This window comes from Accumulibacter sp., assembly GCF_031732815.1.
Classification (GTDB): Bacteria; Pseudomonadota; Gammaproteobacteria; order Burkholderiales; family Rhodocyclaceae; genus Accumulibacter.
The window spans coordinates 29826-51392 of record NZ_JAVMKF010000019.1; the positions used below are offsets into that span (position 1 = coordinate 29826).

A 21567-nucleotide genomic window follows, 5' to 3' on the forward strand; every position below is an offset into this window, starting at 1 on the left:
AGGATCTCGCACGCACGCCGGTCGAGAGGCGCCTAATCCTGCCTTTTCTTTCTCTTTTCACGTCGTTCACCTGCTACGCAGCGCGCGACGACGACCTAGTGAGGTCGTACCCTAACCGATCAACCGGCCAAACGCAACCGAGGGAGCACCTGCCGGGCGTTGGCCGAGGTGGTGGCGGCCAGATCGATTGGCGCTGTCGCGCGCAGTTCGGCGAGGATGGCGAGGATCCGCGGGAGTTCGGCGGGCGTGTTGCGACCACCCGCCAGCCAGGCCGGGGGCATGTCCGGCGCATCGCTTTCGAGGACGATCGCCTCCGCCGGCAAGGTCGCTGCGAGCTGCCGGATGCGGCTGGCGCGCGCCTGACTCAGCGTGCCGCCGTAGCCGAGCTTGCAGCCTATTCGGAGGAACTCGTCGGCTTGCTGGCGACTGCCGTTGAAGGCGTGCGCAATGCCTCCATTGACGCCGATTCGACGCAAGCCAGCGAGCACCTGGTCGATCGCCCGGCGGGTGTGCAGCAGGACGGGCAGGCCGGCGTCGCGGGCGATTCTCAGTTGCTCAAGGAAGAAGTGCTGCTGCCGTTCGACATCGGTCGGCCCGACCAGGAAATCGAGGCCGATCTCGCCCACCGCAACTGGCGCTTGCGCACTGTCGGCTTCCCGCTCCAGCCAGCGCCTTAGCTCCGCCAGGTCTTCTTCGCGCGCATCGCCGACGCACAGCGGATGAATGCCGTAAGCCGGAATGCAGCCAGGGTATCGCCGGCAACAGTCTCGCACGGCAGCAAAGCCGTCGGCGCTGAGCGCGGGGACGACCAGCGTTGCCACGCCGACTGCCTGAGCAGCGGCGACGACCGCCGCGCGATCCGCCGCGAAGTCGTTGGCCGCCAGATGGCAATGCGTGTCGATCAACACGGCGTCGGCCAGCGCTGGGCTGGCCGGCCCATCGCACAAGACCGCGCCAAGCGCTACCCGGTGTGCCAAGGGGAAAAGTCGGGCTCGGGCGTTCGCCCGCTGATCAGGTCGGCGAGGACGGCAGCCGAGCCACAGGCCATCGTCCAGCCAAGCGTCCCGTGCCCGGTGTTGAGGTAGAGGTTGGGGATAGCCGAGCGCTCAATGAGGGGCACGTTTGACGGCGTAGCCGGTCGCAGACCACACCAGAAAGCGATTTCACCGGCTGGACGCAAGTCGGGGAAGAGCGTTGTTGCGCGCTCGATCAGGGCGCGGCAGCGGACCGCGTTGAGGTCGAGGTTGTAGCCGTTGAACTCGGCGGTTCCGGCGACGCGCAGACGCTGACCAAGGCGCGAAAAGACGAGCTTGTGGCCGTCGTCGGTCAGACTGACGCTGGGCGCGACGCTGTCTTCGCCGAGTGGCACGGTCGCTGAATAGCCTTTGGCCGGATAGACCGGCAGGCGCAGGCCGAGCGGTCGCAGGAGCAGCGGGGTGTAGCTGCCAAGTGCAGCGACATAGGCGTCGGCTTGCAGCGACTCGCCGCCGGCAAGCACGCCGCTCAGGCGGCCACCGCTGAGCATGAGACGCTCGATGGAGCGCCCGAAACGGAATTCAACGCCGTTGGCCGCACAGTGCCGGGCGAGTTCCTGCGTAAAGCGGTGCGCGTCGCCCGATTCGTCTTCGTCCAGATAGTCGCCGCCAACCAGCAGCGGGCGGGCGCTGGCGAGCGCCGGCTCGATGGCGACGCATTCGTCGGCGCTCAGGCTGCGCCGGTTGCAACCGAACTCGCGCATCACCGCCGCCGCCCTGAGCGCGGCGGAAAATTCTTGGCGATCGGTGTAGACGTGCAGGATGCCGCGTGCCAGATGATCATAGGCGAGCGCTATTTCTCCGCGCAGGCGCTGCAACTGGCGGCGGCTGTAAAGGGCGAGGGCGACGATGCGCCGGATGTTGTCGCGCGTGCGCGCCGGTGTGCATTCGCGCAGGAAGCGCAGACTCCAGTCGAGCAGCGCAGCATCGCGCCGGAAACGGAAGAGTAGCGGCGCATCCTCGCGGGTCATCCAGGCCAGTGCGCGCAGCGGGGCGTGCGGGTTGGCCCAGGGCTCGGCGTGCGAGACCGAGATCTGACCGCCGTTGGCAAAGCTGGTTTCCATCCCGGCCGCCGCCTGTCGCTCGACGACGACCACCTGATGCCCCGCGCGGGCGAGATACCACGCACTGCTGACGCCGATGACGCCGGCACCGAGAACCATCACCTTCAAGCGGTCAGCCCCTGATCGCGTGTAATGCGGACGACCTCCGGGATCCGTCGCAGGCGGCGCATGAGGCGAGCGAGCGAGCTGCGGCCAGCGATCTGAACGGTGAAATGGATCGTCGTGTACAGACCGGGATGCTTTTCGTCCATCTTCACGTGCTCGATGTTCGTTCCCGAACTCGATATCTCGGTCGCGATCTTGCCCAGCGCACCGATCGTGTTCTGCACCATGACGCGCAGGCGCACGCTGAACAGTTTGCCAGGTTCCGGTTCCCACTCGACTTCGATCCAGTTCGCCGGGCGGCCGCTGCGCATGCGGCTGATCGCCGGACAGTCATGCGTGTGGATGACCACTCCCTTGCCTTTCCAGATCGAGCCGATGATCGGATCGCCTGGGATCGGTTGACAACAGGGTGCGAACTGTACCGCCATTCCCTCGCTGCCACGGATGATCAGCGAGGCCGGCGCTTTCTCGTTTGCCGGCCGGTTGTCGTCGCGCGCCAGCAGGCGGCGGGCGACGACGCCGGCCATACGGAAGCCCAGGCCGATGTCAGTGTAGACTTCCTTGATCAGCTTGTTGCCCGAATCGCGCAAGACATTCTTCCAACTCGACACGGGCACTTCCGAGGCAACGACGCCGAGCGCACGCAGTTCCTGGTCGAGCATCTTCTCGCCGAGCGCGGTCGATTCGTCGTGCTGCGCCGTCTTCAGGTAGTGGCGGATCTTGTTGCGTGCCCGCCCGGTCTTGACATGACTGAGCCAGGACAGACTGGGATGCGCTTCGGCTGCGGTGACGATCTCGACCCGGTCGCCGTTGGTCAGTTCGGTCGTCAGCGGCAGCGGAGTGAAATTGATCTGGGCAGCGACCGAGTGGTTGCCGATATCCGTGTGCACCGCGTACGCCAGGTCGATCGCCGTCGCGCCGCGCGGCAGCGGGATGATCTTGCCTTTCGGGGTAAAGACGTAGATCTCGTGCGGGAAAAGATCGACCTTGACATGTTCGAGGAACTCCGAAGAGTTGCCCGCGCTGCTCTGCAGATCAAGCAGCGAATGGAACCACTTGCTGGTTTTCTGCTGCAGATCGGCACCGAGCGTCACGCTGTCCTTGTACAGCCAGTGCGAGGCAATTCCCTCCTGGGCGACGTTGTCCATCGCTTCGGTGCGAATCTGCAACTCGAATGGCGTGCCGTGTGGGCCAATCAGCGTCGTGTGCAGCGATTGGTAGCCATTTGGCTTGGGAATGGCGATGTAGTCCTTGAACTTGCCGGGTACCGGCTTGTACAGCGCGTGCAGCGCGCCAAGCGCCAGATAGGTCGTCGCGATATCCTGCACGACGACGCGAAAGCCATAGACATCAAGCACCTGTGAGAATGACAGGTGCTTGTCGAGCATCTTGCGGTAGATCGAATAGAGACTCTTCTCACGCCCGAAGATCTGGGCGTCGATCCCGTGTGCGGTGAGTTTCTTCTTGATTCCGGCAAGGATGCGCGAGAGCAGCTCGCGCCGGTTGCCGCGCGCGGCCTTCAGTGCGCGCGCCAGGACGCGTGCGCGCATCGGGTAGATCAGGTGGAAGGAAAGATCCTGCAGCTCGCCGAACAGCTTGTTGAGACCCAGGCGGTTGGCGATCGGGGCGTAGATTTCGAGCGTTTCGCGGGCAATCCGGCGGCGTTTTTCAGCCCGCAGGGCAGCCATCGTCTGCAGGTTGTGGCGGCGATCAGAGAGCTTGATCAGCACGACGCGCAGGTCGCGCGCCATGGCCATCAGCATCTTGCGGAAGTTCTCGGCCTGTGCCTCTTCCTGCGACTGGAACTCGATCTTGTCGAGTTTCGACAGTCCGTCGACGAGATCGGCGACCGGTCGCCCGAACTCCTGCGCGATCTCGGCCTTGGTCACCGCCGTGTCTTCCATCACATCGTGCAGCAGGGCGGCGACCAGTCCTTCGACGTCCATCTGCCATTCGGCGAGGGCACCGGCAACCGCCAGCGGATGCGTGATGTAGGGGTCGCCAGAAAGCCGCATCTGTCCGCGGTGCGCCTGCTCGCTGAAGCGATAGGCGCGCCGTACGGTCTCAATCTCCTCCGGTGGGAGGTAGGTCAGGCTGTCGATGAACAGCCGGAAGGCGGGCTCGTCCTCCGGATCGCGACCTTGCTCGGGTTCATCGACCAGCGGCTGGGCGACTGCGCCGGCTGGCGTGACCGGGTCCATGCTGAAGCAAGCGGAAATTGCCGGCGGTCAGGCCTGACCGCGATTCAGAATTTCGACCCCGACCTTGCCCTGGGCAATCTCGCGCAGGGCGATTACCGTCGGTTTGTCGCGCCCGGACTCGATCAGCGGCGAGGCGCCGGCCGTGATCTGCCGGGCGCGGTAGGTCGCTGCCAGAGTCATTTGAAAGCGGTTCTGAATGCGCTGCAGACAGTCATCTACAGTTACTCGTGCCATGCGGATCTCCAATACAAATCAGAGCATTGTTGCGAAAAGGACGGAATGGCGCCGACTTTGCACGGAATAGCGCAGGCGCGCTGCGCGGACGATCGCCAGAAGGTCCTGCAGCGCACGCGGCAAGTCGTCGTTGATGATAACATAGTCGAATTCATCGGCATGCCGCATCTCGTCGCGTGCCGCCGCCAGGCGCCGGGCGATCGTCTGCGCATTGTCGGTTGCCCGTTCGCGCAGGCGTTGCGCGAGCACATCCAGCGAGGGCGGCAGGATGAAGACGCCGATCGCTGCCGGAAAGACCTTGCGCACCTGCTGCGCACCTTGCCAGTCGATTTCGAGCAGTACGTCCTGGCCGGCGCGCAGGGCAGCTTCGATGCCGCTACGCGAAGTGCCGTAGTAGTTGCCATGAACTTCCGCCCATTCGAGAAAGTCATTCCGCCGGATCTTTTCCTGGAACTCGTCGAGCTCAATGAAGCAGTACTCGATGCCTTCACGTTCCCCGCTACGCGGCGGTCGCGTCGTGTGCGATACCGACACCTGGATTGCCGGATCATTCTCCAGCAGATGGCGCACGAGGGTTGTCTTTCCCGCCCCGGAGGGCGCCGTCAGGATGTAGAGATGGCCGAACATGGGGCTTGCAAGGGCGATGGCAGAGCGCCATTGTACCCGTCGCTGGGCGGATTTCGACGCTCTCCGCGCGTCCGGGGGCCGGGGGTGGACGGCACGCGCGGCGGCAACGACAATAGCAGCATTACGCTTTTGCGCTGTCGCCCAGCTTTTTTCCAGGAGCCCGCAGATGTCCGGCCGGAATTTGACGCACTGCTTTGTCTTGCTATCCACCACTGTCCTGGTGGCGAACCCGGTCAGTGCCGCCGTGCCGACGAAGATTCTCGGTTTCGACGACATGTCGTGCCGGGCCTGGGCCGCGAGTCGAAGCGATGCCGAGCAACGTGCGCTCCATGTCGCGTGGTTGCGCGGTGTATTGACCGGTCACAACTACGCCAACCCTGGCCAGCAAGTGGCGACGATCTCGCCGGCGACCGTCGAGCAATTCGTGAACCGCTATTGCAGCGAAAAGCCTGCGGCTCAGTTCAGTGATGCCGCGTTCCGTTTGAGCGACCAGTTTTCCGGACGTAACGCGCCGATCACCAAGTGAAACGGGGTGCGGCCGGCGCGGCGTCCATTCGCTCTCAGCGCGGCTTCTCGAGCAGGTCGACGCGCTGCGGACTGAGCAGGGTCACCCCGTCTGGCGTCAGGTGGGCCGAGAATCCCTTCTTCACTTCCTGGTACAACTCGGGCGACAGCGTGTGATTGCTGTGGGTGACGCGAATCATGCGCGCGTCGAATTGCGCGAAATCGGCAAAATGGCTGCGCGTACTGAAAAAAAGTTCCTCTCTGAGGAGCAGGTGGCCACGTTCGACGGCACGACATACGGCGGCAAATGCCGCTTCTCGCACAAGCTTCTCGTCGTGGAAGAGGCGCATGATCTCGTTCAGCTCGCCGCCATATACCGGTTCGGAGATCCATGCCAGTCCGCCCGGCCTGAGCACACGTGCGATCTCGCCAAGTGCGGCGTCCATCGCACCCGGGCGAACGTGGTGCAGCGATTTGAACATGATGACGATGTCGAAGGAGTCGCCGTCGGCCGGAATCTCCTCTGCTCCTCCGTGCGCGAAGCGGACGTTCGGCAGGTCGTCGATCTGCAGGTTCTTCGCGTGTTGGACCTGGTCGACTTCGAGCGCCAGAATGTGCTCTGCGCGTCCGTTTTCGGCGAGCGTCCGTGTCTTCTCGGCGCGTCCGCAGCCAAGTTCCAGAACACGGGCGCCGGCAAAGGGCAGCATGGCCAACATCAGCTTCACTTCATTGACCGGTGGCTGCTGCGCCGCTATCGGGTCGGCGATCTTCATGCAGGGCGTCATCTGAGCGCGCATGTCTGGCTTTCAGCGGGGTTTGCGCAGCCAGTCATGCCGCGCGCTGTTCGCCACGCAGGGTCACGTGGCGAGTGGCGGCCAGCCGGACCAGGTGCGGTGCCAAGGCAGAGTGTGCGCCGCGCGTCAGGGCCAGCGCTCGGGCTGTTGCCAGGCGCCTCTCACCTGACCGGAAACGCGCGCGCCAGCCAGTAATCGTAGACAATTTGCGCGGCCTCGATGCAGCGCGCGTTGCCGGTCGCCAGCAGGTCGGCATAGACCAGGGCAGGCGGCACGCAGTCCAGGCGTCCCCAGAGGTTGAGGCTTTCACCCCAGAACGGCTTGCGCAACTCGACCAGCTTCTCGTAGGCGAGCGGGCCGGCTGGGGCAAGGTGCTCGTGCGCAATGAGGCGGGCCGGGAGTTTGTCGCTGTACAGGGTCAGCACTCCGGGATCGAGGTCACAGCCGAGCAGGGCGGCGGCTGGTTCGCCACTCCAGCGCAGGTGCGCCGGATTCAGTGCCCACTCCCGCCAGTGGAGGAAATTCGCTGCACTGTAGCGCCCGATCAGCGTCTTGCCGCGCAGCTCGCGGGCGTACGCGTCCGCCCAGTCGTCGAGTAGCCGGCGGTTTCGGTTGAGCCGGCGCTGCTTGCCGTTTACCTGCATCCACCCATGTTCCTGCAGGTCGGCAACGACCGCGCGCATCGTACCAAGGGCGACATCGGCTGCCGCGGCGATCGCCGGATACGGCGCTCCCGCCAGTTCGGCATCGCAGATGAGGCTGAAGAGTACTTTCAGTCGGCTGCTGGCAAAGCTCTGGCTGGCGCGCAGGGCAATCTGCTTCTCGCGCAGCTTGCGTCCGGTCACGTAGATGAAAACCCCGCGGCCTTCGAGATAGGCGTTGCCCGCGGCATCGACGAACTGCTGGTCATTGGCGCGCAACCGGTCGGCCAAGGGCGAAGTCACATGGTCGGTGATCAGCAGGGGGAGAGGGCAGCCCGCGTCGAGCGGATGGTCGTGGCGCGCAAGGACATGACCAACGGTACCGGGCGTAAGGCGACGGGTTACTCTCGCCGAGTAGTCGATGCGGCTATTGTCCTTGCTCACCGACAGCCAGGTGCCTGCCGTGTTGCGTCCGCCACCGAGTGTCGTTTCGCTCTCCATCGTGACGCTCAGGCCGTGCCCGCGTAGAGCCTGCGCAGCCCTTTCCAGCAGGGCTATTTCCCTTTCAGCGCTCATTCCGCTACCGCCGTTGGTATTGTCGACACGAATTGATTATGAACGCTCACCGGGCAATGTACAAGCCCGATTGCTGTCCACTTTCCGTTTGCCGGCACGGTCGACAGATCGCCTTGCCGCGCGCAGCGAAGCGGCAAGGCGAGTCTGGCGGTCAACCAGTGGCGGTGCGGCGAAGAAGAGCGAACGGGGTCTGGGCCGCGTTGCGCGTGGTGCCGCAAACGAGCGCCAGACGCCGCCAGCCAGCAGTCAGCCAGGCTTGCAGGCGAGCGGCAGGCGTCATCAACAAGCCGACGCGCTCGATGCGCGCCCGTCCGTAGCCGACCGCCTCGACCAGGGCCAGCCCGCTGGCGCGAATCAGATGGCTGCCGCCTGCCCGAAGCAGAACATCGCCGCTTTCGCCCTCGACGGTCAACCAGAGAATGCCGGCAGTGCAGGTCACCCGCACGCCGCATGGCGAAACGATGCGCAACGGCGTATTGTGGACCAGGCTGATATCGTGGTGATGATTTTGCGGGTTCATTGCCGCCTCCTGTTCTTTCTTGTTTGACGAGATGGCAGTGTATGGTCGTGCGAGCTTGTGGTACAGTCACAGACAGTGTGAATTGTTATCGGCACAGTTTTGTCTTTTGCAATCTGTGCTTGCTGTCCCGCGGGTGAACTGTGCTGGTCGGAGTCAAATGGAAACTGAATTGTTGCGCTATGAGCGGCTGGCCGAGGATCTCAGCGGAATCATCAGCAGCGGAAGCCTGCGCCCGGGCGAGCGACTGCCGTCGATCCGCCGGTTGTCGCGCGATCGCCGGCTTTCCGTGTCGACCGTGGTTCAGGCGCTGCGTCAACTCGAACAACGCGGCTTGATTGAAGCGCGCCCGCAAGCGGGCTACTTCGTGCGCCATGCCGCGCCGCGGCGAGCTTTGCCAGCGGTTCGTCCGACACCCGAGGAACCGGTGCCGGTCGATGTCAGTCAGCGCCTGATACGCATTCTGCTCGGTGGCGTACAACCGGGTGTGGCGCCGCTCTCGGCTGCCATGCCGGCCTCCAGCCTGCTGCCGGTTGCTGCTCTGCAGCGCCTTTACAGCAGTGTCGTGCGGCGGCATGCGCGCTTGCTCGAAGGACACAGTCACATCCACATGGACGAGCCGCTGCTTGTTCGGCAGCTGGTTCTACGCTCGATGGGCTGGGCTGGCCCGCTGGCTGCCAACGAGTTCGTCGTCACCAATTCATGTACGGAAGCGCTCGCCTTGTGCCTGCGTTCGGTGACCAGACCCGGCGATACGGTCGCGGTCGAGTCGCCCGGCTACTATCTGATGCTCCAGTTGCTCGAGGTGCTTGGCCTGCGTGCACTCGAAATTCCGACCGATCCGCACACCGGCATGTCGGTCGAGGCGCTCGATCTGGCGACGCGGCAGGGCAGGGTCGCCGCTTGTCTGCTCGTCCCCAATGCGAGCAATCCGCTCGGCGGCATCATGCCGGACGAGAACAAACGGCGTCTGGCCAGGCTGACAGCCGAGCGCGGCGTCGCAGTGATCGAGGACGACGTCTACGGCGATCTGCACTTCGGCAACGAGCGGCCCTGGCCGATCAAGGCCTTCGACCAGACGGGGAATGTCATGCTCTGTTCGTCGTTCTCCAAGTGTCTTTCGCCGGCGCTGCGCGTTGGTTTCGTCGCAGGCGGCCGCTACCGTGCGCAGCTCGCCTTGCACAAGACGATCACCAGTGGAGCGACTAATCCGATCAGCCAATTGGTGCTCGCCGAGTATCTGGAGTCGAGCGCCTGTGAGCGGCACTTGCGCGCACTGCGGCGGACCTACGAACGCCAGGTCGAGGCCATGCGCGCGGCGGTCACGCGCCACTTTCCGGCGGCCACGCGTCTGACCGAACCCCAGGGCGGCTTTGTGTTGTGGGTCGAACTGCCCGAGGAGATCGACGCCACGGCACTTTATGAAAGAGCACTGGCGGCGGGCGTCGCCTACGTTCCGGGGGAACTTTTCTCCGCCAGCGGCATGTACCGCAACTGCCTGCGCCTGAATTGCGGCAATCCGCACACACCGGAGATCGAAGATGCCGTTCGTCGGCTCGGTCGACTGATCGGCGGCTGACCGCTCGCGCTGTTCGGCGCGATCAGCGATCGCGGTGCGAGATTTCGAGTACGCGGGCCCTTTGCGCCAGTTGGTCGACGAGCTCGTTCGCCGCGCGGCGATTGGCCGCGTCGAGGTTGGCGTCCCACTCGTCGAGCAGGTAGACCCGGTAGTTGGTCTTGGCGACGATTTCGCGCAAGACGCGAAGCTGCCGCTCACCGGACGAGTAGCCCCGCCTTTCCTCGCTTTCCTCCTGCGCGCTGAGCTCGGCTGCATCTTCTGCTTCTTCGCCATGCTCGTCTTCCGGGGCCGACGATGAGCGCGCGTCCCCTCGCTCGTCGCAGGAGTTGAAGGCGAACGACAGACGGTCATGGGTGGGCCAGTAGAAGGCCGCGCCGCGCAGATGGCACTTGAGTGCCGAGAGCAGCGTCGACTTGCCCGTGCCGTTGCCGCCGCGCACGGCGACCAGGCCGACGGGCCGCGCCAGCACGTGTTCAATCGCTTGCGCCAGCGAGGAACACGCGCGTTCCTGCGCGCCTTCCTTGAGAATCAGGCGTCCAAAGCCAATCCGTTCGATGAATCCTTCGTCCGCCACCGGGGAAATGTGCTCGCAGACGCCCTGTATGCGTGACCATACGGCGACCAGGTCGGTCAGGCCGGAAGTCAGTTGGTGCATGTCGAGCGTCATCTCGACCTGGCGCGGCAGCGTCGCGGCCAAGGCGATCAGCAAGGGCAGGTTGCCAGCGTCCTGGATGGCGACCCAGGCAGTCGTTGACAGTACAGCAATGAGGGCGATCATCCCGCTGATCGCACTCCACCCCTCGCGCGCCAGGATGGCCCGGATCTGTGCCGCCAGCGCGTCGCTCAGGCGTTGCCGGAAGTCGCGGTGCCAGAGGGCGAAGTTGTAGCGATTGCCACTGAAGATGTTGTCCCAGGCGTTGTAGGTGCGTGCCCGCATGCGATTGGTCATCCGTTGATTCTTCAGGTAGGCGGCGGCAAGCGGCTGGCGCAGCAGCCACTGCAGCGTGATCAGAACGACGAAGACGACGGCAAACGAAAGCGGCAGGCCGGCGTCGATCTCGAAACCGAGCACCAGCGAATTGAACAGGAGCTGGAAGAAGAGGCGCAGGTAGTACTGCAGGTTGTAGACCAGGTCAAAACAGACGTCGAAGGTCTCGCTGGTGAGAAACGGCTCGACCTGTTCGCGTTGCTGGCTGTCGGCCAGGAGCGCCGTCTGGAAGCGGTTGCGCCGCGCGAAGTGCAGCATGTAGCGCCCGAAACTGCCGAATCCAGCGCGTTCGGCAAAGATCCAGCTCACTGCACCGGCGAGGTAGGAGACCGTCTGGACGACGATGATAGCGATGAAGCCCGCAGCCGAAACGTGTTCTTCCGTGATGTCGCGGGCGATCTGGATGACCAGCCAGAGCGTCGTCGCGCCGCACGCTTCCTGCGCGATGATCAAGGCAAGCATGCCGAACGCGGCTGGCCCAAGAAAGAAACGCAGGAAGGCGGTGTGGGTGAAGGACGCGGCAGGCAAAGCGGCAGGCATCGACCAGTGAGGGGGAAGGTGAAGCAATCCAGGCGGCACGCGGGTAGTGGCCGGCGGCGTGGCGGTCAGACTCGACGTTCGACCCGGCGTGTGCAGCCCGGGCCCAAAGCACGGAAAGCAGACTTGCGCCTGCTTTCCGTGACTCCTCGCAACAGGTCCAGCCTGTTGGGCGTGTTTACTTCTTCTTGCGGTGCTTTCTGGCGGCCATGGTGAAATCCTCTGGTTATAGGTTGATCGGACTAGTGAGGCTCCAGAAACCTGCGTGCGCGCAGCGAAGACCGTGCCTGGCGCCTGACAAGCTTGCGTGAAATGCAGACAGCATATGACGGCCAGTTGCTACGTGCACCGCTGGAGCCACAGGAAGTATGCTGAACGCAACTTAAGACTTGCTTAACCAGGATTTGTCATAGTGACGCGGTTTTTCCATCCGGCCAGCCGTCAGCGAGCATCGGGTCGTGCCCTCGACTCACCCGACAGTCCGCCCGTCCCGTACGTCGACCCATCGTATCGCCACCACCATTACTGTCCGTGCCACTCGCGATGTTGCCCTTAGTTGATCTTGCTGCCGTGTTGGCCGGTCGGCCGCGGCGGTTGCGCTCGCGTAATCGACGACTTGCCACGTGTTCGCCAGCCCCCGTGCGGAGGCCGCGATGAGCTTGTCCGGCAGGCAGCCGAAGCCGGCACCGCTGGCGCAGCGACGAGGCGCCAACGCAGCCCGGCCGCGCATCAGTTGCGTCGTGCCGGCGCTCAACGAGCAGGAGAATCTATGCGTGCTGCTGCCCTGCCTGGAAACCGTTCTTGCGTCCGCGGCTTCGGCCTGGGAGGTCGTCGTCGTCGATGACGGGAGTAGCGATCTGACCAGCGAACTGATGGAAGCGTGGGTTTCCCGGCAAGGTTTTCGCTACCTTCAACTGTCGCGCAACTTTGGCAAGGAGGCTGCGCTGAGCGCCGGTCTGGCGGCGGCGGCCGGCGATGTCGTTGTCTGTCTCGACGCCGACTTGCAGCATCCGCCAGCGCTGATCCCGCAGATGCTCGATCTCTGGCGGGAGGGAGCGGACATGGTTTGTGCGGTGCGCAGCAACCGTGACGACGAATCTCCGATCAAGCGCTTCGGCGCCTGGCTGTTGTACCACATTCTGGGCTCGGGACACCGCGTCCGCATCCCGGCCGACGCGGGCGACTTTCGTCTGCTCGATCGTGCCGTGGTCAGCGCGCTGCTTCGCCTGCCCGAGCGAACGCGCTTCATGAAAGGCTTGTTTGCCTGGGTCGGATTCGTCGTCAGGTCGATCGAGTACGAACCCGCCGAACGCCTGCAGGGTAAGACCCACTTCAGCTTCTTCGGTCTGGTCGAGTTTGCGCTCGACGGGATTACGGCGTTCTCGACCTGGCCGCTGCGCGTCCTGACCCTGTCCGGTTTCAGCATCGCTGCGCTGGCCTTCGCCTACGGTCTTTACCTGGTCGTCGAGTATCTGTTGGTCGGCAATCAGGTGTCCGGGTGGACGACGATCGTCACCGCAATGCTTTTCCTGTCCGGCGTGCATCTGCTTGGCCTGGGTGTGATCGGCGCCTATCTCGCGCAGGTCTTCAACGAGGTGAAGCAGCGGCCGGTCTACCTGTTGCGTCGCGACATCGGCAACGGTCTGCCGCGCGACGAGACCGACGGTTTTCCGCCATGAGGCGCGGGCTGGTGCTCGACGCCGGTCTGCGTCCCGCGGCGCGCGTGCCGCGTGTGCTCTGGGTGTTCGCTGCCTGCTTCGCCTGGCTCACCTTGTCGGTCGCCTGGCGCCCGCTCATGCTGCCCGACGAAGGTCGCTACGTCGGCGTCGCCTGGGAAATGCTGAGCACGGGCAACTGGCTGGTGCCAACGCTTGACGGCTTGCCGTTCTTTCACAAGCCGCCCCTGTTCTACTGGCTGACCAGGGCATCGCTCGGCTTGTTCGGGGCAAACGAATGGAGCGCGCGCGTCGCGCCGCTGTTGGCAGCGACCGCTGCCACCGTCGGGCTTTACCAGTTTCTGCGCCGCCATTCGCCGGACCAGCGTCTGCCCGGGCTGGCCGCCGCCATTCTATTGACGCAGCCGCTTTTCTTCGGCGGTGCTCAGTTCGCCAACCTCGACATGCTGGTCGCCGCAATGATTTCGCTCAGCATCCTGTCTGCCGCGCACGCCGTGCTCAGCCTGGAACGCGCCATGCCGCATCGAGCGCCGCTCACCTGTGCCTATGTCTTTGCTGCCCTGGGTGTGCTGGCCAAAGGCTTGATCGGCGTCGTCCTGCCGGTCGCTGTCGTCCTCGTCTGGCTCGTGGTCGGCAGGCGGTGGCGCCACCTGCCGGCGCTGCTGCCGCTGCACCTGGTTTTCCTGCTGCTGCTCATCGTCGTGCCCTGGTTCTGGGCCATGCAGCGCTCGTACGGCGATTTTCTCGATTACTTCTTCGTCCACCACCATTTTCAGCGCTTTGCCCAGGCGGGTTTCAACAATCCCAAGCCCTTCTGGTTCTACCTGCCGGTGCTGCTCGTCGGCGCGCTTCCGTGGTCGCCCTGGATCGTGCGTGCGCTGACGCCGCGCTACCTGCAGGACCCTGGCCGGTTCGACCTGCGTTCCTTGATGGTCGTCTGGGTACTGGTCGTTCTGCTCTTCTTTTCCTTGCCCAGTTCCAAGCTGGTGGGCTACATTCTGCCCGCCCTGCCGCCGCTCGCCTGTCTGCTCGCCGATGCCTTCCTCGGCTGGCTGAGCCAGCATGGCGCAGTCCGCCAGCGCGCCTATGCCGGGGGTGGCCTGCTTGTGGCGGGCGGCTTGTGCCTGTCGCTCGTTCTGACCGCTGTGCAGCGCTCCGACCCGGTCGCACGCGAGCAGATCGTCGGCGCCGCGCCGCTTTTCGGCGCCGACGATCAGATCGTGATGCTCGACGACTATCGCTACGACCTGCCGGTCTACCTGAAAGCGAGAAAGAATCCCTGGGTGGTCAGCGACTGGGCGCGTCCCGATCTGGTGAGCAAGGACAACTGGCGTCGCGAGATCTACGAGGCTGGTCGTTTCGATCCGGCTGCGAGACGCGAGCGCCTGCTGTTTCCGGCTGAGCTGCGGCTGCGCGCCTGCGGCGAGCCGCGCTATGCGCTATGGATCTGGGGCAAGCAGGCGCTGGCGTCCGATTATCCTTTTCTGCGCGATGAGTGGCGCGTTCTCGCCACGGCTGACGGCGACGCGCTCTGGCGGATCGCTCCGGAAGTCCCGAGAACGCTCAGGGGGTGTGACGAAACGCCCAGGAACGGCTGAGCAGGAAGGTCAGAATGGCCACCGCGACGAGGATCGCCGCCAGCAGGTGCTGGTAAGGCAGGCGGGTGGAATGGAGCAGGACGACGAAGGCCAGTTCATTGACCGCGAAGCCGCTCGCCGAGAGGAGGAAGAAGCGGCCAAGCGCCGGCAAGAGCGACTTCGCATGGTGGCGGAAAGTGAGCAGATAGTGCCCGGAAAACGAAACGACCAGCGCAACCAACCAGCCGACCAGATTGGCGACCGCCGGTGCCAGGTGCAGTCTGCCGATTCCGGTGACGGCGACCACCCAGTGCGTCGCGGCTGCCGCGCAGCCGACGCCAACAAACCAGCCGATTTCGCGCAGGACGCTTTTCATGCGGCACGCTCAGCCGGGTGCTAGTCCGTCCCAGGCCGCCGTGCGCCAGGAGATCATCCTCTGCGCCGACGACTTCGGCCTGTCGCGCGAAATAAACGAGGGAATCATCGGTCTGGCTGAAGCCGGGCGGCTTTCTGCGGTCAGTTGCCTGAGCAGGGCAGAGTTCTTCGGGCAGCAGGTGGGCAAGCTGGCAGGCCTTTCGCTTGATCGGGGGCTGCATCTTAACCTGACCGAGCCTCTGCCGGACAAGGCATTTTGTCAGCCATTGCCTCATCTGATCTGCAACGCGTGGACGCGCCGGCTGCCGATCGGGCTCGTCGTCGACGAGATCGATCGCCAGCTTGATGCTTTCGAGGCGGCCTGCGGCGCGCCGCCCGACTACATCGACGGCCACCAGCACGTGCACCAGTTTCCAATGATTCGTGAGAGTCTGATCGCGTTGCTGCAGCGACGCTATCCGGCCTGCCGCCCGTGGATCAGGTGCACGCTGCCGGCCCGGTTTCGCCCGGGCTTGACTTGGCGGAGCCAGTTCAAGGCGCAGGCGATCGGCGGCCTTGGCGCGCGGCGGCTGAAAGCGCTGGCCGAGGCGGCAGGATACGCCACGAACGCGCGCCTGCTCGGCGTCTATGGCTTGGCTGGCGGCGAGCAAGCGTATGCCCGATTGCTCGCCGGCTGGCTGGCGTGCGCCGCTGGCGGCGACCTGCTGATGTGTCATCCGGCGGCGGCAGTCACCCCCGGTGATCCGCTCGGCGAGCAGCGCTGGGCGGAGTACCGCGCTCTGGCCGACGACCGCCTGCCGAGCCTGCTCGCCCGCCATCGCCTGCTCATCGGGCGGCCATTGAACTCGCGTCAGCTCGCCTGAGCGCTTGTCCGGAGTGTGGCTGTGCGGCCGCCAGGAAGCGTCCGCTCAGCGCGCGGCCTTCGCCTGGCGTGTGATCTCCAGGAGGCGACCGCGTCCCTGCTCGGCGAGCAGAAAGCGGTCGGGTGCGAGCGGCAGCAGCGTTTGCGCCGAACGCAGATGGCTGAGCACCGTGTGCAGTACGCCGTCCTTGTCGAGCAAGAGCAGGCGCGCCCGGTGCGTCGCGTCCTCGGCGATCCACAGTCCGTCCTCGTTGCAGGCAATGAAACCCGGTGCGTTGAGACCGCCGAGGACGATCTGGTCATCGCCCTGCGGACGCCAGCGCTTGATCCAGCGGTGCCCTTTTTCGGCGTAGTAAAGCTCGCCGTTCGGGCATAGCGCGACGCCTTCGCCCTCCCGCAAGCCCGTGCGCAACACCGTTACTTGCTTGGACAGCGCGTCATAGCGCAGCAAGCGACCGTCGCCTGGACGATCTTCGATGGCGTAGAGCGCCTGCCCGTCACTCGCCAGGCCTTCAATGCTGCGACCGGTAAACAGCGTTTCCACATGGCCGTCGTGTAGCCAGAGAACCGGCTGCTCGCCTTCTTCCTGACTGATGGCGATTCCGTTGAGCCAGGCGACCAGGCCATCCGGTTTGGACAGCTTGCCGACGACCTCTTGCCGCGTTCCGTCGCTTGCCAGCCGGAAGAGCAGTCCGTTGCCGGACTTCATTTCCTGCGTCACGTACAGGTCGCCGCGCGCGTCCTTGGCCAGCGCGCTGACCAGCCTGAGATCGTCGTGAAAAACACGGTACGACCATCCGTCACCCGCGCTGACCGGATAGAGATGTTGCCAGGCGAGGAAGGCCAGGCCGCCGACGAGCAGCCCGACCAGAGTCGCCAGGAAGAGCGCTTTCGGTCGCAGCGTGCGGGACGACATGCCGTCAAGCGGCCGGTCGGCGCGTCATCGGGCGCGCTCGAACAGGGCGACGTGCAGCGTGTGAAGCAGCCGGTTGCGCGCAAAATCGCCGACCAGTCTGAAACCCTGGGCCGTGAAGTAAGCGCAGACTTCGCTGCGCGGCGTGGCGAATTTTTGCGATGGCCGGCCGCCCAGCGCGGCGCGCAAGCGTCTTTTGAGCGAGGTGGCCGACCACGGACTGAAGTAGGAAACGGCGACGTAGCGCCGGGCTACACGCGTCAGCTCGGCAACCGCGCGCTGGCGAATCTCAGGAGTCGGGAAGTGGTGGAACAAGCGGAAACAGAGGATCGCATCGAAGTGCCGGTCATTATAGGACAAGGCCTCGACATCCTGCTGGTCGACAGCGCAATCCAGGCCTTCGTGCGCGAGCAGGTGGCGGGTGAGCTGCAGCATGGCAGCCGAGTTGTCGGCACAAGTCAAGGCATAGCCGCGCCGGGCCAGATGCAGGCTTGCCCGGCCGGCGCCGCAAGGCAGATCGAGAATCGTCCGGCACGCCGGCATGGCCTGCAATACGCGATCGATCAGCGCCATCTCGGCGGCGTGCTGGCGGCGTGGCCGCTCCTGATAGGCTCTGGCCGTGGCTTCGTCGTACTTGGTCTTGCCGCGATAAGCGATCTGCATGTGCATGGCGTGCGCTCGTGAGGGACGTTCAACGGAAGGCGGCGACCGTCGATCGCCAACATCGTCGTAGTCTGCGGCGACTTCCTGAAAAGCGCCTTAACTTGAGGTGACGTCGTGCCATTCCGGAAGCAAGGCGGCGCTGTGCAGTTTCCGTGCCGTGGCCTGCGGCCAGGCTGATGCGTCAGCCAGCGAACTGCAGCGCAGCCAGGCGCGCGTACAGACCACCGTGCGCGATCAGCTCGCTGTGCGTGCCGACTTCGGCCAGACGGCCGTGGTCGAGGACAAGGATCCGGTCGGCGCGCTGTACCGTCGCCAGCCGATGCGCGATGACGATCGTCGTTCGCCCGCTCATCGCGGCGGACAGCGCCGCCTGCACGATGCGCTCACCGGCAGCATCGAGGTTGCTCGTCGCTTCGTCGAGCAAGAGCAGGGGTGCGTCCTTGAGGATCGCCCGGGCGATGGCGATGCGTTGGCGCTGGCCGCCGGACAGGCGCAAACCGCGCTCGCCGACGAAAGTCGCGTAGCCGTCTGGCAGCCGCTCGACGAACTCATCGACGAAAGCCGCCGCGGCCGCTGCGCGCAGCTCGCCCTCGGTCGCGGCGGGCTTGCCGTAGCGGATGTTGTCGGCGATGCTGCCGGAAAAGATCACCGCATCCTGCGGCACCACAGCAATGCGCGCGCGCAACTCGGCCAGACGAACGTGGCGCAGGTCGATGCCGTCGATCAGAATGGCTCCCTGGTCGACGTCGTAGAAGCGCTGCAGCAACTGAAAGACGGTCGTCTTGCCGGCCCCCGAGGGACCGACCAGGGCGATGTTGCGGCCGCGCTCGAGGGTGCAAGCGAAGTCGCGCAATACCGCTTGCTGCGGGCGTGACGGGTAGGCGAAATCAACCCCAGCGAAGACGATCCTCAAGCCTCCCGAGCGCTGCGGCAGGGCGAGCGGTTGCGCCGGATCGGTGATCGGCGAGCGCGTCGCGAGCAGCTCCATCAGGCGCTCGGTGGCTCCGGCCGCGCGCAGCAGGTCGCCCCAGACCTCGGCCAGCACGGCTACGCTGCCGGCAACAACGAGCACATAGAGTACCGTCTGACTGAGTTGGCCGGGGCTCATCTGGCCGGCGAACACCGCCTGCACGCCGCCGTAGAGACCGTAGAGGAGAGCGCCGAAAACGCCGATGATGAGAAAGGCGGTCAGCGCCGAGCGCATCTGTGTGCGCCGTAACGAGGTCGCGAAGGCGCGCTCGTTGGCCGCCGAGAAGCGCGCCGCCTCGGCGGATTCCTGCAGGTAGCTCTGGATGACCGGAATCGCGTTGAGCATTTCGCCGGCGATCCCGCTCGTATCGGCGACGCGGTCCTGGCTCGCGCGCGACAGGCGGCGCACTCGCCGGCCGATGGTGACTGCCGGCAGAACGACAAGGAGGATCATTCCGGCAACCGTCAGCATCAGTCCGGGAGCAGTTGCCATCAGCATGCCCATGCCGCCGATCAGGAGGACGGCGTTGCGCGCGCCCATGCTGATGCTCGAGCCGACCGCGCTGTGGATCACCGCCGTGTCGGCGGCCAGACGGGAGAGCACCTCGCCGGTCTTCAGCGTTTCGAAGAAATGCGGGCTCTGCTTGAGAACGTGGGCATAGACCGCCTGGCGCAGGTCGGTCGTTACCCGCTCGCCGATCCAGCTCACCGTGTAGAAACGAGCGGCTGTGCTCACGCCAAGCACGACGGCGACGGCGAACAACTGCATGAAGTGGTGGCGCACATCGTCCAGCCTTTGCTCAGCGTCGGCGCTGGGCGGCAGGGACAGGCCGCCGTCGACGAGCAGGTGAACGGCATAGGGCAGGGCGAGCAGCGATCCGGCAGCGACTGCCAGAAAGAGCAGGGCGAGGGCGATCTGCCTGCGGTACGGCGCGAGATAGGGCAGCAGTGCGCGCAGCGGTCGCAGCTTGCCGCGCGCCGCGTTCAGCCGGCCGGTTTCAAGCTTCGCCGTGGCCGACTGCAAGCCGCCACCAGGAGTCGGCGGACTGCTTTCCTGCGGGTGGTCGTTCAGACGAACAACCCGCGCCCTAGGCCCCAGGCGCTGCCCAGGGCGAGTGCCGCGAAGCTCAGCATGGCGAGCAGGAAGCCGGGTCCGCGCGTGCGTGGGTCGCGCGCGTAGGCGAGTGCGTACCAGATGCGTCCCATCAGCCACGCGCAGCCGAAGGTCGTCGCCCACCAGGAGGAGAACGACAAGGTGAAAATCCACAGCACGGGCAGAAAGAGGACGACATTCTCGAGCGTGTTCATCTGGATGCGGTAGGCAATCTCGAACTGCTCGTGACCCGTCGTCGCCGGCGCCCTGATGCCGAATCTGACGCGGCAGCGGCCAACGTAAGCGGCGCAGAGAAAAAGCAGCAGCGAGGTGGCCAGGGTCACCAGCGCAGGACCGTGGTAAGTCGTCATGGCGTCACTCCAGAGCGGGGATGAGGCACATCACTGTTTGCCGGCGCAGCGCGTCGGCGCCGCGCCAGGCGCAATGCGAAGACACCGCGCGCCTTGGCGCTGCAGAGGAAGAACAAGCTGCTTGCGCGCGGCTGATCGAGCAAGGACGAGCCGCCCGCACGCAGGCTTGCCGATCAGCGTCCGCCAAGCAGTCCGCCGAGCATGCCGAGCAAGTCGCCAGCGTTGCCCAGCCCGCCCTGCGGCGCCTGTCCGCCTGGCGTGAGGTGGTCGATCAGCCCGGGCAGGATGCTGGCAAGCTGGCCAGCCGCGTCGCTTTCATTGACGCCGAGCTGTTGGGCCAGACCGGAAAGTGTATCCTGCCCGAGAACCTCGCCAATCTGTGCACCCGAAACCGGCCGATTCTCCCCGGTGCCGATCCACGACGCCATGACGTCACCCAGGCCCGCCTGCTGGAAGCGGCCGGCCAGGCCGCCCAGCCCGCCGTGCTGGCCATCGTTGCCCAGCAGGCTGGCGGCAACCTGCAGCAACTGCGGGTTGTTCAGCAGCATCGCGAGCAGGCCGCCCAAACCGCCCCCCTGGCCGGGCTGTGCAGTCTGCCCGCCGCCGAGGACGGAACCCAATACCGAGTCGAGTAATCCCATTGCGAAGTCTCCAGTTGATTTACGTTGAGGGGTGTTGCGGTGAAACGAGTCTGATGGCTCAAGCGTAGCGTAGCATAGGCGACCTGCAAGCGCTGGCGAGCTGGCAAGTCTTTCGTTTTGTTCACAAACTGAAATTGAGGAGCAGGAAAATGGATGCAGGAATCAATCCGGTCGGCTGGTTCGAAATCTACGTTGCCGACATGCCGCGTGCGCGAGCCTTCTATACCGCGGTATTCGGCCGTCCGCTGGTGCAACTGCCGGAAATCGGCGAAGGCGGCGAAATGTTTGCCTTTCAGTGGGTCGAGGGCGCACCAGGCGCGGCCGGCGCGCTTGTTCGCCACCCGATGGGCGGTCCGGCGAAGGGCGGGACGATGGTCTATTTCTCGTGCCAGGATGTCACCAACGAAGCCAACCGCGCCGCCCAGGCGGGTGGCCGGATCATTCAGCCGAAAATGGCTATTGGCCAGTACGGGCATATCGCGCTGATCGAGGACACTGAAGGCAACCTGATCGGCCTGCATTCGATGCAATAGCCGCTCGGGCTTCACTCGCCGCGGATCAAGGCGACGAGGTCCTCGGTCGAGGGCAGGGCAGCGGCCTCGCCTTCAGCCAGGATGCTGTCGGCGAGCGCCCGCTTCTCGTGGTGCAGGTCGACGATGCGTTCTTCCACTGTGCCTTTGCTGACCAGACGGTAGACGATTACCGGGCGCAGTTGGCCGATGCGGTGCGCGCGGCCCATTGCCTGGTCTTCTGCCGCCGGGTTCCACCACGGGTCGGTGATCACGACGTAATCGGCGGCGGTCAGGTTGAGGCCGAAACCGCCGGCTTTCAGACTGATCAGGAAGAGATCGCCCTGACCGGACTGGAAGGCAGCGACGCGGCGACTGCGCTCGCCAGCCGGCGTGGCGCCGTCAAGGTACTGGTAGCTGATTCCCGCGGCGTCGAGCGGTTCGCGCAGCAGATTCAGGAAATCGACGAACTGGCTGAAGACCAGGGCCTTGTGACCATTGGCGATCAGTTCGGCGG

Annotated in this window: 22 protein-coding genes; 6 read left to right on the forward strand and 16 right to left on the reverse strand. The window is 65.0% G+C overall.

Annotated features, from left to right (window positions below; genetic code table 11):
• Positions 1-119 precede the first annotated feature (119 nt).
• From RKP46_RS01600 to gmk, 5 genes are read right to left on the reverse strand one after another with little or no spacing between them, the layout of a single operon-like run.
• Positions 120-977, reverse strand: coding sequence for a TatD family hydrolase (locus RKP46_RS01600; RefSeq protein ID WP_311105011.1), 858 nt, complete (start codon positions 975-977; stop codon positions 120-122).
• A complete protein-coding gene (locus RKP46_RS01605; protein ID WP_311105012.1) occupies positions 962-2206 on the reverse strand; it encodes a D-amino acid dehydrogenase in 1245 nt (414 codons plus the stop codon). Before RKP46_RS01605 ends, RKP46_RS01600 begins: the two co-directional genes overlap by 16 nt.
• The gene (locus RKP46_RS01610) at positions 2203-4404 is read right to left on the reverse strand and encodes a bifunctional (p)ppGpp synthetase/guanosine-3',5'-bis(diphosphate) 3'-pyrophosphohydrolase (protein WP_311105013.1); all 2202 of its coding nucleotides are present in this window, start codon (positions 4402-4404) and stop codon (positions 2203-2205) included. The genes RKP46_RS01605 and RKP46_RS01610 overlap by 4 nt, the downstream gene beginning before the upstream one ends.
• A gap of 27 nt (positions 4405-4431) precedes the next feature.
• A complete protein-coding gene (gene rpoZ / locus RKP46_RS01615) occupies positions 4432-4638 on the reverse strand; it encodes a DNA-directed RNA polymerase subunit omega (protein WP_311105014.1) in 207 nt (68 codons plus the stop codon).
• An 18-nt stretch (positions 4639-4656) separates the two neighbouring features.
• The gene (gene gmk, locus RKP46_RS01620; RefSeq protein ID WP_311105015.1) at positions 4657-5265 is read right to left on the reverse strand and encodes a guanylate kinase; all 609 of its coding nucleotides are present in this window, start codon (positions 5263-5265) and stop codon (positions 4657-4659) included.
• 166 nt (positions 5266-5431) lie between these two features.
• Here gmk and RKP46_RS01625 point away from each other — a divergent pair, with 166 nt between their 5' ends.
• Positions 5432-5791 carry a hypothetical protein gene (locus tag RKP46_RS01625; protein ID WP_311105016.1) on the forward strand — a complete coding sequence of 120 codons (360 nt, stop codon included), beginning with the start codon at positions 5432-5434 and terminating at the stop codon, positions 5789-5791.
• Between the two features lie 34 nt (positions 5792-5825).
• Here the strand turns inward: RKP46_RS01625 and RKP46_RS01630 are convergent, their stop codons facing one another.
• The 3 genes from RKP46_RS01630 to RKP46_RS01640 form a co-directional block, all read right to left on the reverse strand.
• Positions 5826-6566: a class I SAM-dependent methyltransferase gene (locus tag RKP46_RS01630; protein ID WP_311105017.1), complete on the reverse strand. Its 741-nt coding sequence runs from the start codon at positions 6564-6566 to the stop codon at positions 5826-5828.
• Between the two features lie 158 nt (positions 6567-6724).
• The gene (locus tag RKP46_RS01635) at positions 6725-7780 is read right to left on the reverse strand and encodes a type IV toxin-antitoxin system AbiEi family antitoxin (RefSeq protein ID WP_311105018.1); all 1056 of its coding nucleotides are present in this window, start codon (positions 7778-7780) and stop codon (positions 6725-6727) included.
• 151 nt (positions 7781-7931) lie between these two features.
• Entirely contained in the window at positions 7932-8300 is a 369-nt protein-coding gene (locus RKP46_RS01640; protein ID WP_311105019.1) for a DUF2917 domain-containing protein, read from the reverse strand.
• A 157-nt stretch (positions 8301-8457) separates the two neighbouring features.
• On the opposite strand from RKP46_RS01640, the gene RKP46_RS01645 reads away from it, so the two are divergent.
• Positions 8458-9876, forward strand: a complete 1419-nt coding sequence (locus RKP46_RS01645; protein WP_311105020.1) for a PLP-dependent aminotransferase family protein — start codon at positions 8458-8460, stop codon at positions 9874-9876.
• Positions 9877-9898: 22 nt separating this feature from the next.
• Here RKP46_RS01645 and RKP46_RS01650 read toward each other — a convergent pair whose 3' ends face one another.
• Entirely contained in the window at positions 9899-11404 is a 1506-nt protein-coding gene (locus RKP46_RS01650) for an AAA family ATPase (protein WP_311105021.1), read from the reverse strand.
• Between the two features lie 650 nt (positions 11405-12054).
• On the opposite strand from RKP46_RS01650, the gene RKP46_RS01655 reads away from it, so the two are divergent.
• Both RKP46_RS01655 and RKP46_RS01660 read left to right on the forward strand, forming a co-directional pair.
• Positions 12055-13080, forward strand: a complete 1026-nt coding sequence (locus RKP46_RS01655; protein WP_311105022.1) for a glycosyltransferase family 2 protein — start codon at positions 12055-12057, stop codon at positions 13078-13080.
• Positions 13077-14675 carry a glycosyltransferase family 39 protein gene (locus RKP46_RS01660; RefSeq protein ID WP_311105023.1) on the forward strand — a complete coding sequence of 533 codons (1599 nt, stop codon included), beginning with the start codon at positions 13077-13079 and terminating at the stop codon, positions 14673-14675. The genes RKP46_RS01655 and RKP46_RS01660 overlap by 4 nt, the downstream gene beginning before the upstream one ends.
• Here the strand turns inward: RKP46_RS01660 and RKP46_RS01665 are convergent.
• Positions 14641-15030 carry a GtrA family protein gene (locus RKP46_RS01665; RefSeq protein ID WP_311105024.1) on the reverse strand — a complete coding sequence of 130 codons (390 nt, stop codon included), beginning with the start codon at positions 15028-15030 and terminating at the stop codon, positions 14641-14643. The two genes, RKP46_RS01660 and RKP46_RS01665, sit on opposite strands and share 35 nt — an antisense overlap.
• Between RKP46_RS01665 and RKP46_RS01670 the strand changes: the two genes are divergently transcribed.
• A complete protein-coding gene (locus tag RKP46_RS01670; protein WP_311105025.1) occupies positions 15029-15892 on the forward strand; it encodes a ChbG/HpnK family deacetylase in 864 nt (287 codons plus the stop codon). The two genes, RKP46_RS01665 and RKP46_RS01670, sit on opposite strands and share 2 nt — an antisense overlap.
• A 45-nt stretch (positions 15893-15937) precedes the next feature.
• On the opposite strand, the gene RKP46_RS01675 is transcribed toward RKP46_RS01670, so the two are convergent.
• The 5 genes from RKP46_RS01675 to RKP46_RS01695 all read right to left on the reverse strand — a co-directional run bounded on the left by RKP46_RS01675 (position 15938) and on the right by RKP46_RS01695 (position 20700).
• Complete coding sequence (locus RKP46_RS01675; RefSeq protein ID WP_311105026.1) at positions 15938-16807, reverse strand: hypothetical protein; 870 nt, start codon at positions 16805-16807, stop codon at positions 15938-15940.
• 24 nt (positions 16808-16831) lie between these two features.
• Positions 16832-17473 carry a class I SAM-dependent methyltransferase gene (locus RKP46_RS01680; protein WP_311105027.1) on the reverse strand — a complete coding sequence of 214 codons (642 nt, stop codon included), beginning with the start codon at positions 17471-17473 and terminating at the stop codon, positions 16832-16834.
• 175 nt (positions 17474-17648) lie between these two features.
• Entirely contained in the window at positions 17649-19460 is a 1812-nt protein-coding gene (locus RKP46_RS01685) for an ABC transporter transmembrane domain-containing protein (RefSeq protein ID WP_311105028.1), read from the reverse strand.
• A 44-nt stretch (positions 19461-19504) separates the two neighbouring features.
• Positions 19505-19900 carry an MAPEG family protein gene (locus RKP46_RS01690; protein ID WP_311105029.1) on the reverse strand — a complete coding sequence of 132 codons (396 nt, stop codon included), beginning with the start codon at positions 19898-19900 and terminating at the stop codon, positions 19505-19507.
• A gap of 173 nt (positions 19901-20073) precedes the next feature.
• Positions 20074-20700, reverse strand: a complete 627-nt coding sequence (locus RKP46_RS01695; protein ID WP_409194087.1) for a YidB family protein — start codon at positions 20698-20700, stop codon at positions 20074-20076.
• Between RKP46_RS01695 and RKP46_RS01700 the strand changes: the two genes are divergently transcribed.
• Entirely contained in the window at positions 20691-21074 is a 384-nt protein-coding gene (locus RKP46_RS01700; protein WP_311105031.1) for a VOC family protein, read from the forward strand. The genes RKP46_RS01695 and RKP46_RS01700 overlap by 10 nt on opposite strands.
• A gap of 11 nt (positions 21075-21085) precedes the next feature.
• Here the strand turns inward: RKP46_RS01700 and RKP46_RS01705 are convergent.
• The coding region (locus tag RKP46_RS01705) for a C-terminal helicase domain-containing protein (RefSeq protein WP_311105032.1) at positions 21086-21567 on the reverse strand (482 nt) is incomplete at its 5' end.

Bases quoted from the DNA above. Each gene is read 5' to 3' on its own strand.
- RKP46_RS01610 (WP_311105013.1), bottom strand. From the start codon at position 4,404: ATGGACCCGGTCACGCCAGCCGGCGCAGTCGCCCAGCCGCTGGTCGAT.
- rpoZ (WP_311105014.1), bottom strand. From the start codon at position 4,638: ATGGCACGAGTAACTGTAGATGACTGTCTGCAGCGCATTCAGAACCGC.
- gmk (WP_311105015.1), bottom strand. From the start codon at position 5,265: ATGTTCGGCCATCTCTACATCCTGACGGCGCCCTCCGGGGCGGGAAAG.
- RKP46_RS01625 (WP_311105016.1), top strand. From the start codon at position 5,432: ATGTCCGGCCGGAATTTGACGCACTGCTTTGTCTTGCTATCCACCACT.
- RKP46_RS01630 (WP_311105017.1), bottom strand. From the start codon at position 6,566: ATGCGCGCTCAGATGACGCCCTGCATGAAGATCGCCGACCCGATAGCG.
- RKP46_RS01635 (WP_311105018.1), bottom strand. From the start codon at position 7,780: ATGAGCGCTGAAAGGGAAATAGCCCTGCTGGAAAGGGCTGCGCAGGCT.
- RKP46_RS01640 (WP_311105019.1), bottom strand. From the start codon at position 8,300: ATGAACCCGCAAAATCATCACCACGATATCAGCCTGGTCCACAATACG.
- RKP46_RS01645 (WP_311105020.1), top strand. From the start codon at position 8,458: ATGGAAACTGAATTGTTGCGCTATGAGCGGCTGGCCGAGGATCTCAGC.
- RKP46_RS01650 (WP_311105021.1), bottom strand. From the start codon at position 11,404: ATGCCTGCCGCTTTGCCTGCCGCGTCCTTCACCCACACCGCCTTCCTG.
- RKP46_RS01655 (WP_311105022.1), top strand. From the start codon at position 12,055: ATGAGCTTGTCCGGCAGGCAGCCGAAGCCGGCACCGCTGGCGCAGCGA.
- RKP46_RS01660 (WP_311105023.1), top strand. From the start codon at position 13,077: ATGAGGCGCGGGCTGGTGCTCGACGCCGGTCTGCGTCCCGCGGCGCGC.
- RKP46_RS01670 (WP_311105025.1), top strand. From the start codon at position 15,029: ATGCGGCACGCTCAGCCGGGTGCTAGTCCGTCCCAGGCCGCCGTGCGC.
- RKP46_RS01665 (WP_311105024.1), bottom strand. From the start codon at position 15,030: ATGAAAAGCGTCCTGCGCGAAATCGGCTGGTTTGTTGGCGTCGGCTGC.
- RKP46_RS01675 (WP_311105026.1), bottom strand. From the start codon at position 16,807: ATGTCGTCCCGCACGCTGCGACCGAAAGCGCTCTTCCTGGCGACTCTG.
- RKP46_RS01680 (WP_311105027.1), bottom strand. From the start codon at position 17,473: ATGCACATGCAGATCGCTTATCGCGGCAAGACCAAGTACGACGAAGCC.
- RKP46_RS01690 (WP_311105029.1), bottom strand. From the start codon at position 19,900: ATGACGACTTACCACGGTCCTGCGCTGGTGACCCTGGCCACCTCGCTG.
- RKP46_RS01700 (WP_311105031.1), top strand. From the start codon at position 20,691: ATGGATGCAGGAATCAATCCGGTCGGCTGGTTCGAAATCTACGTTGCC.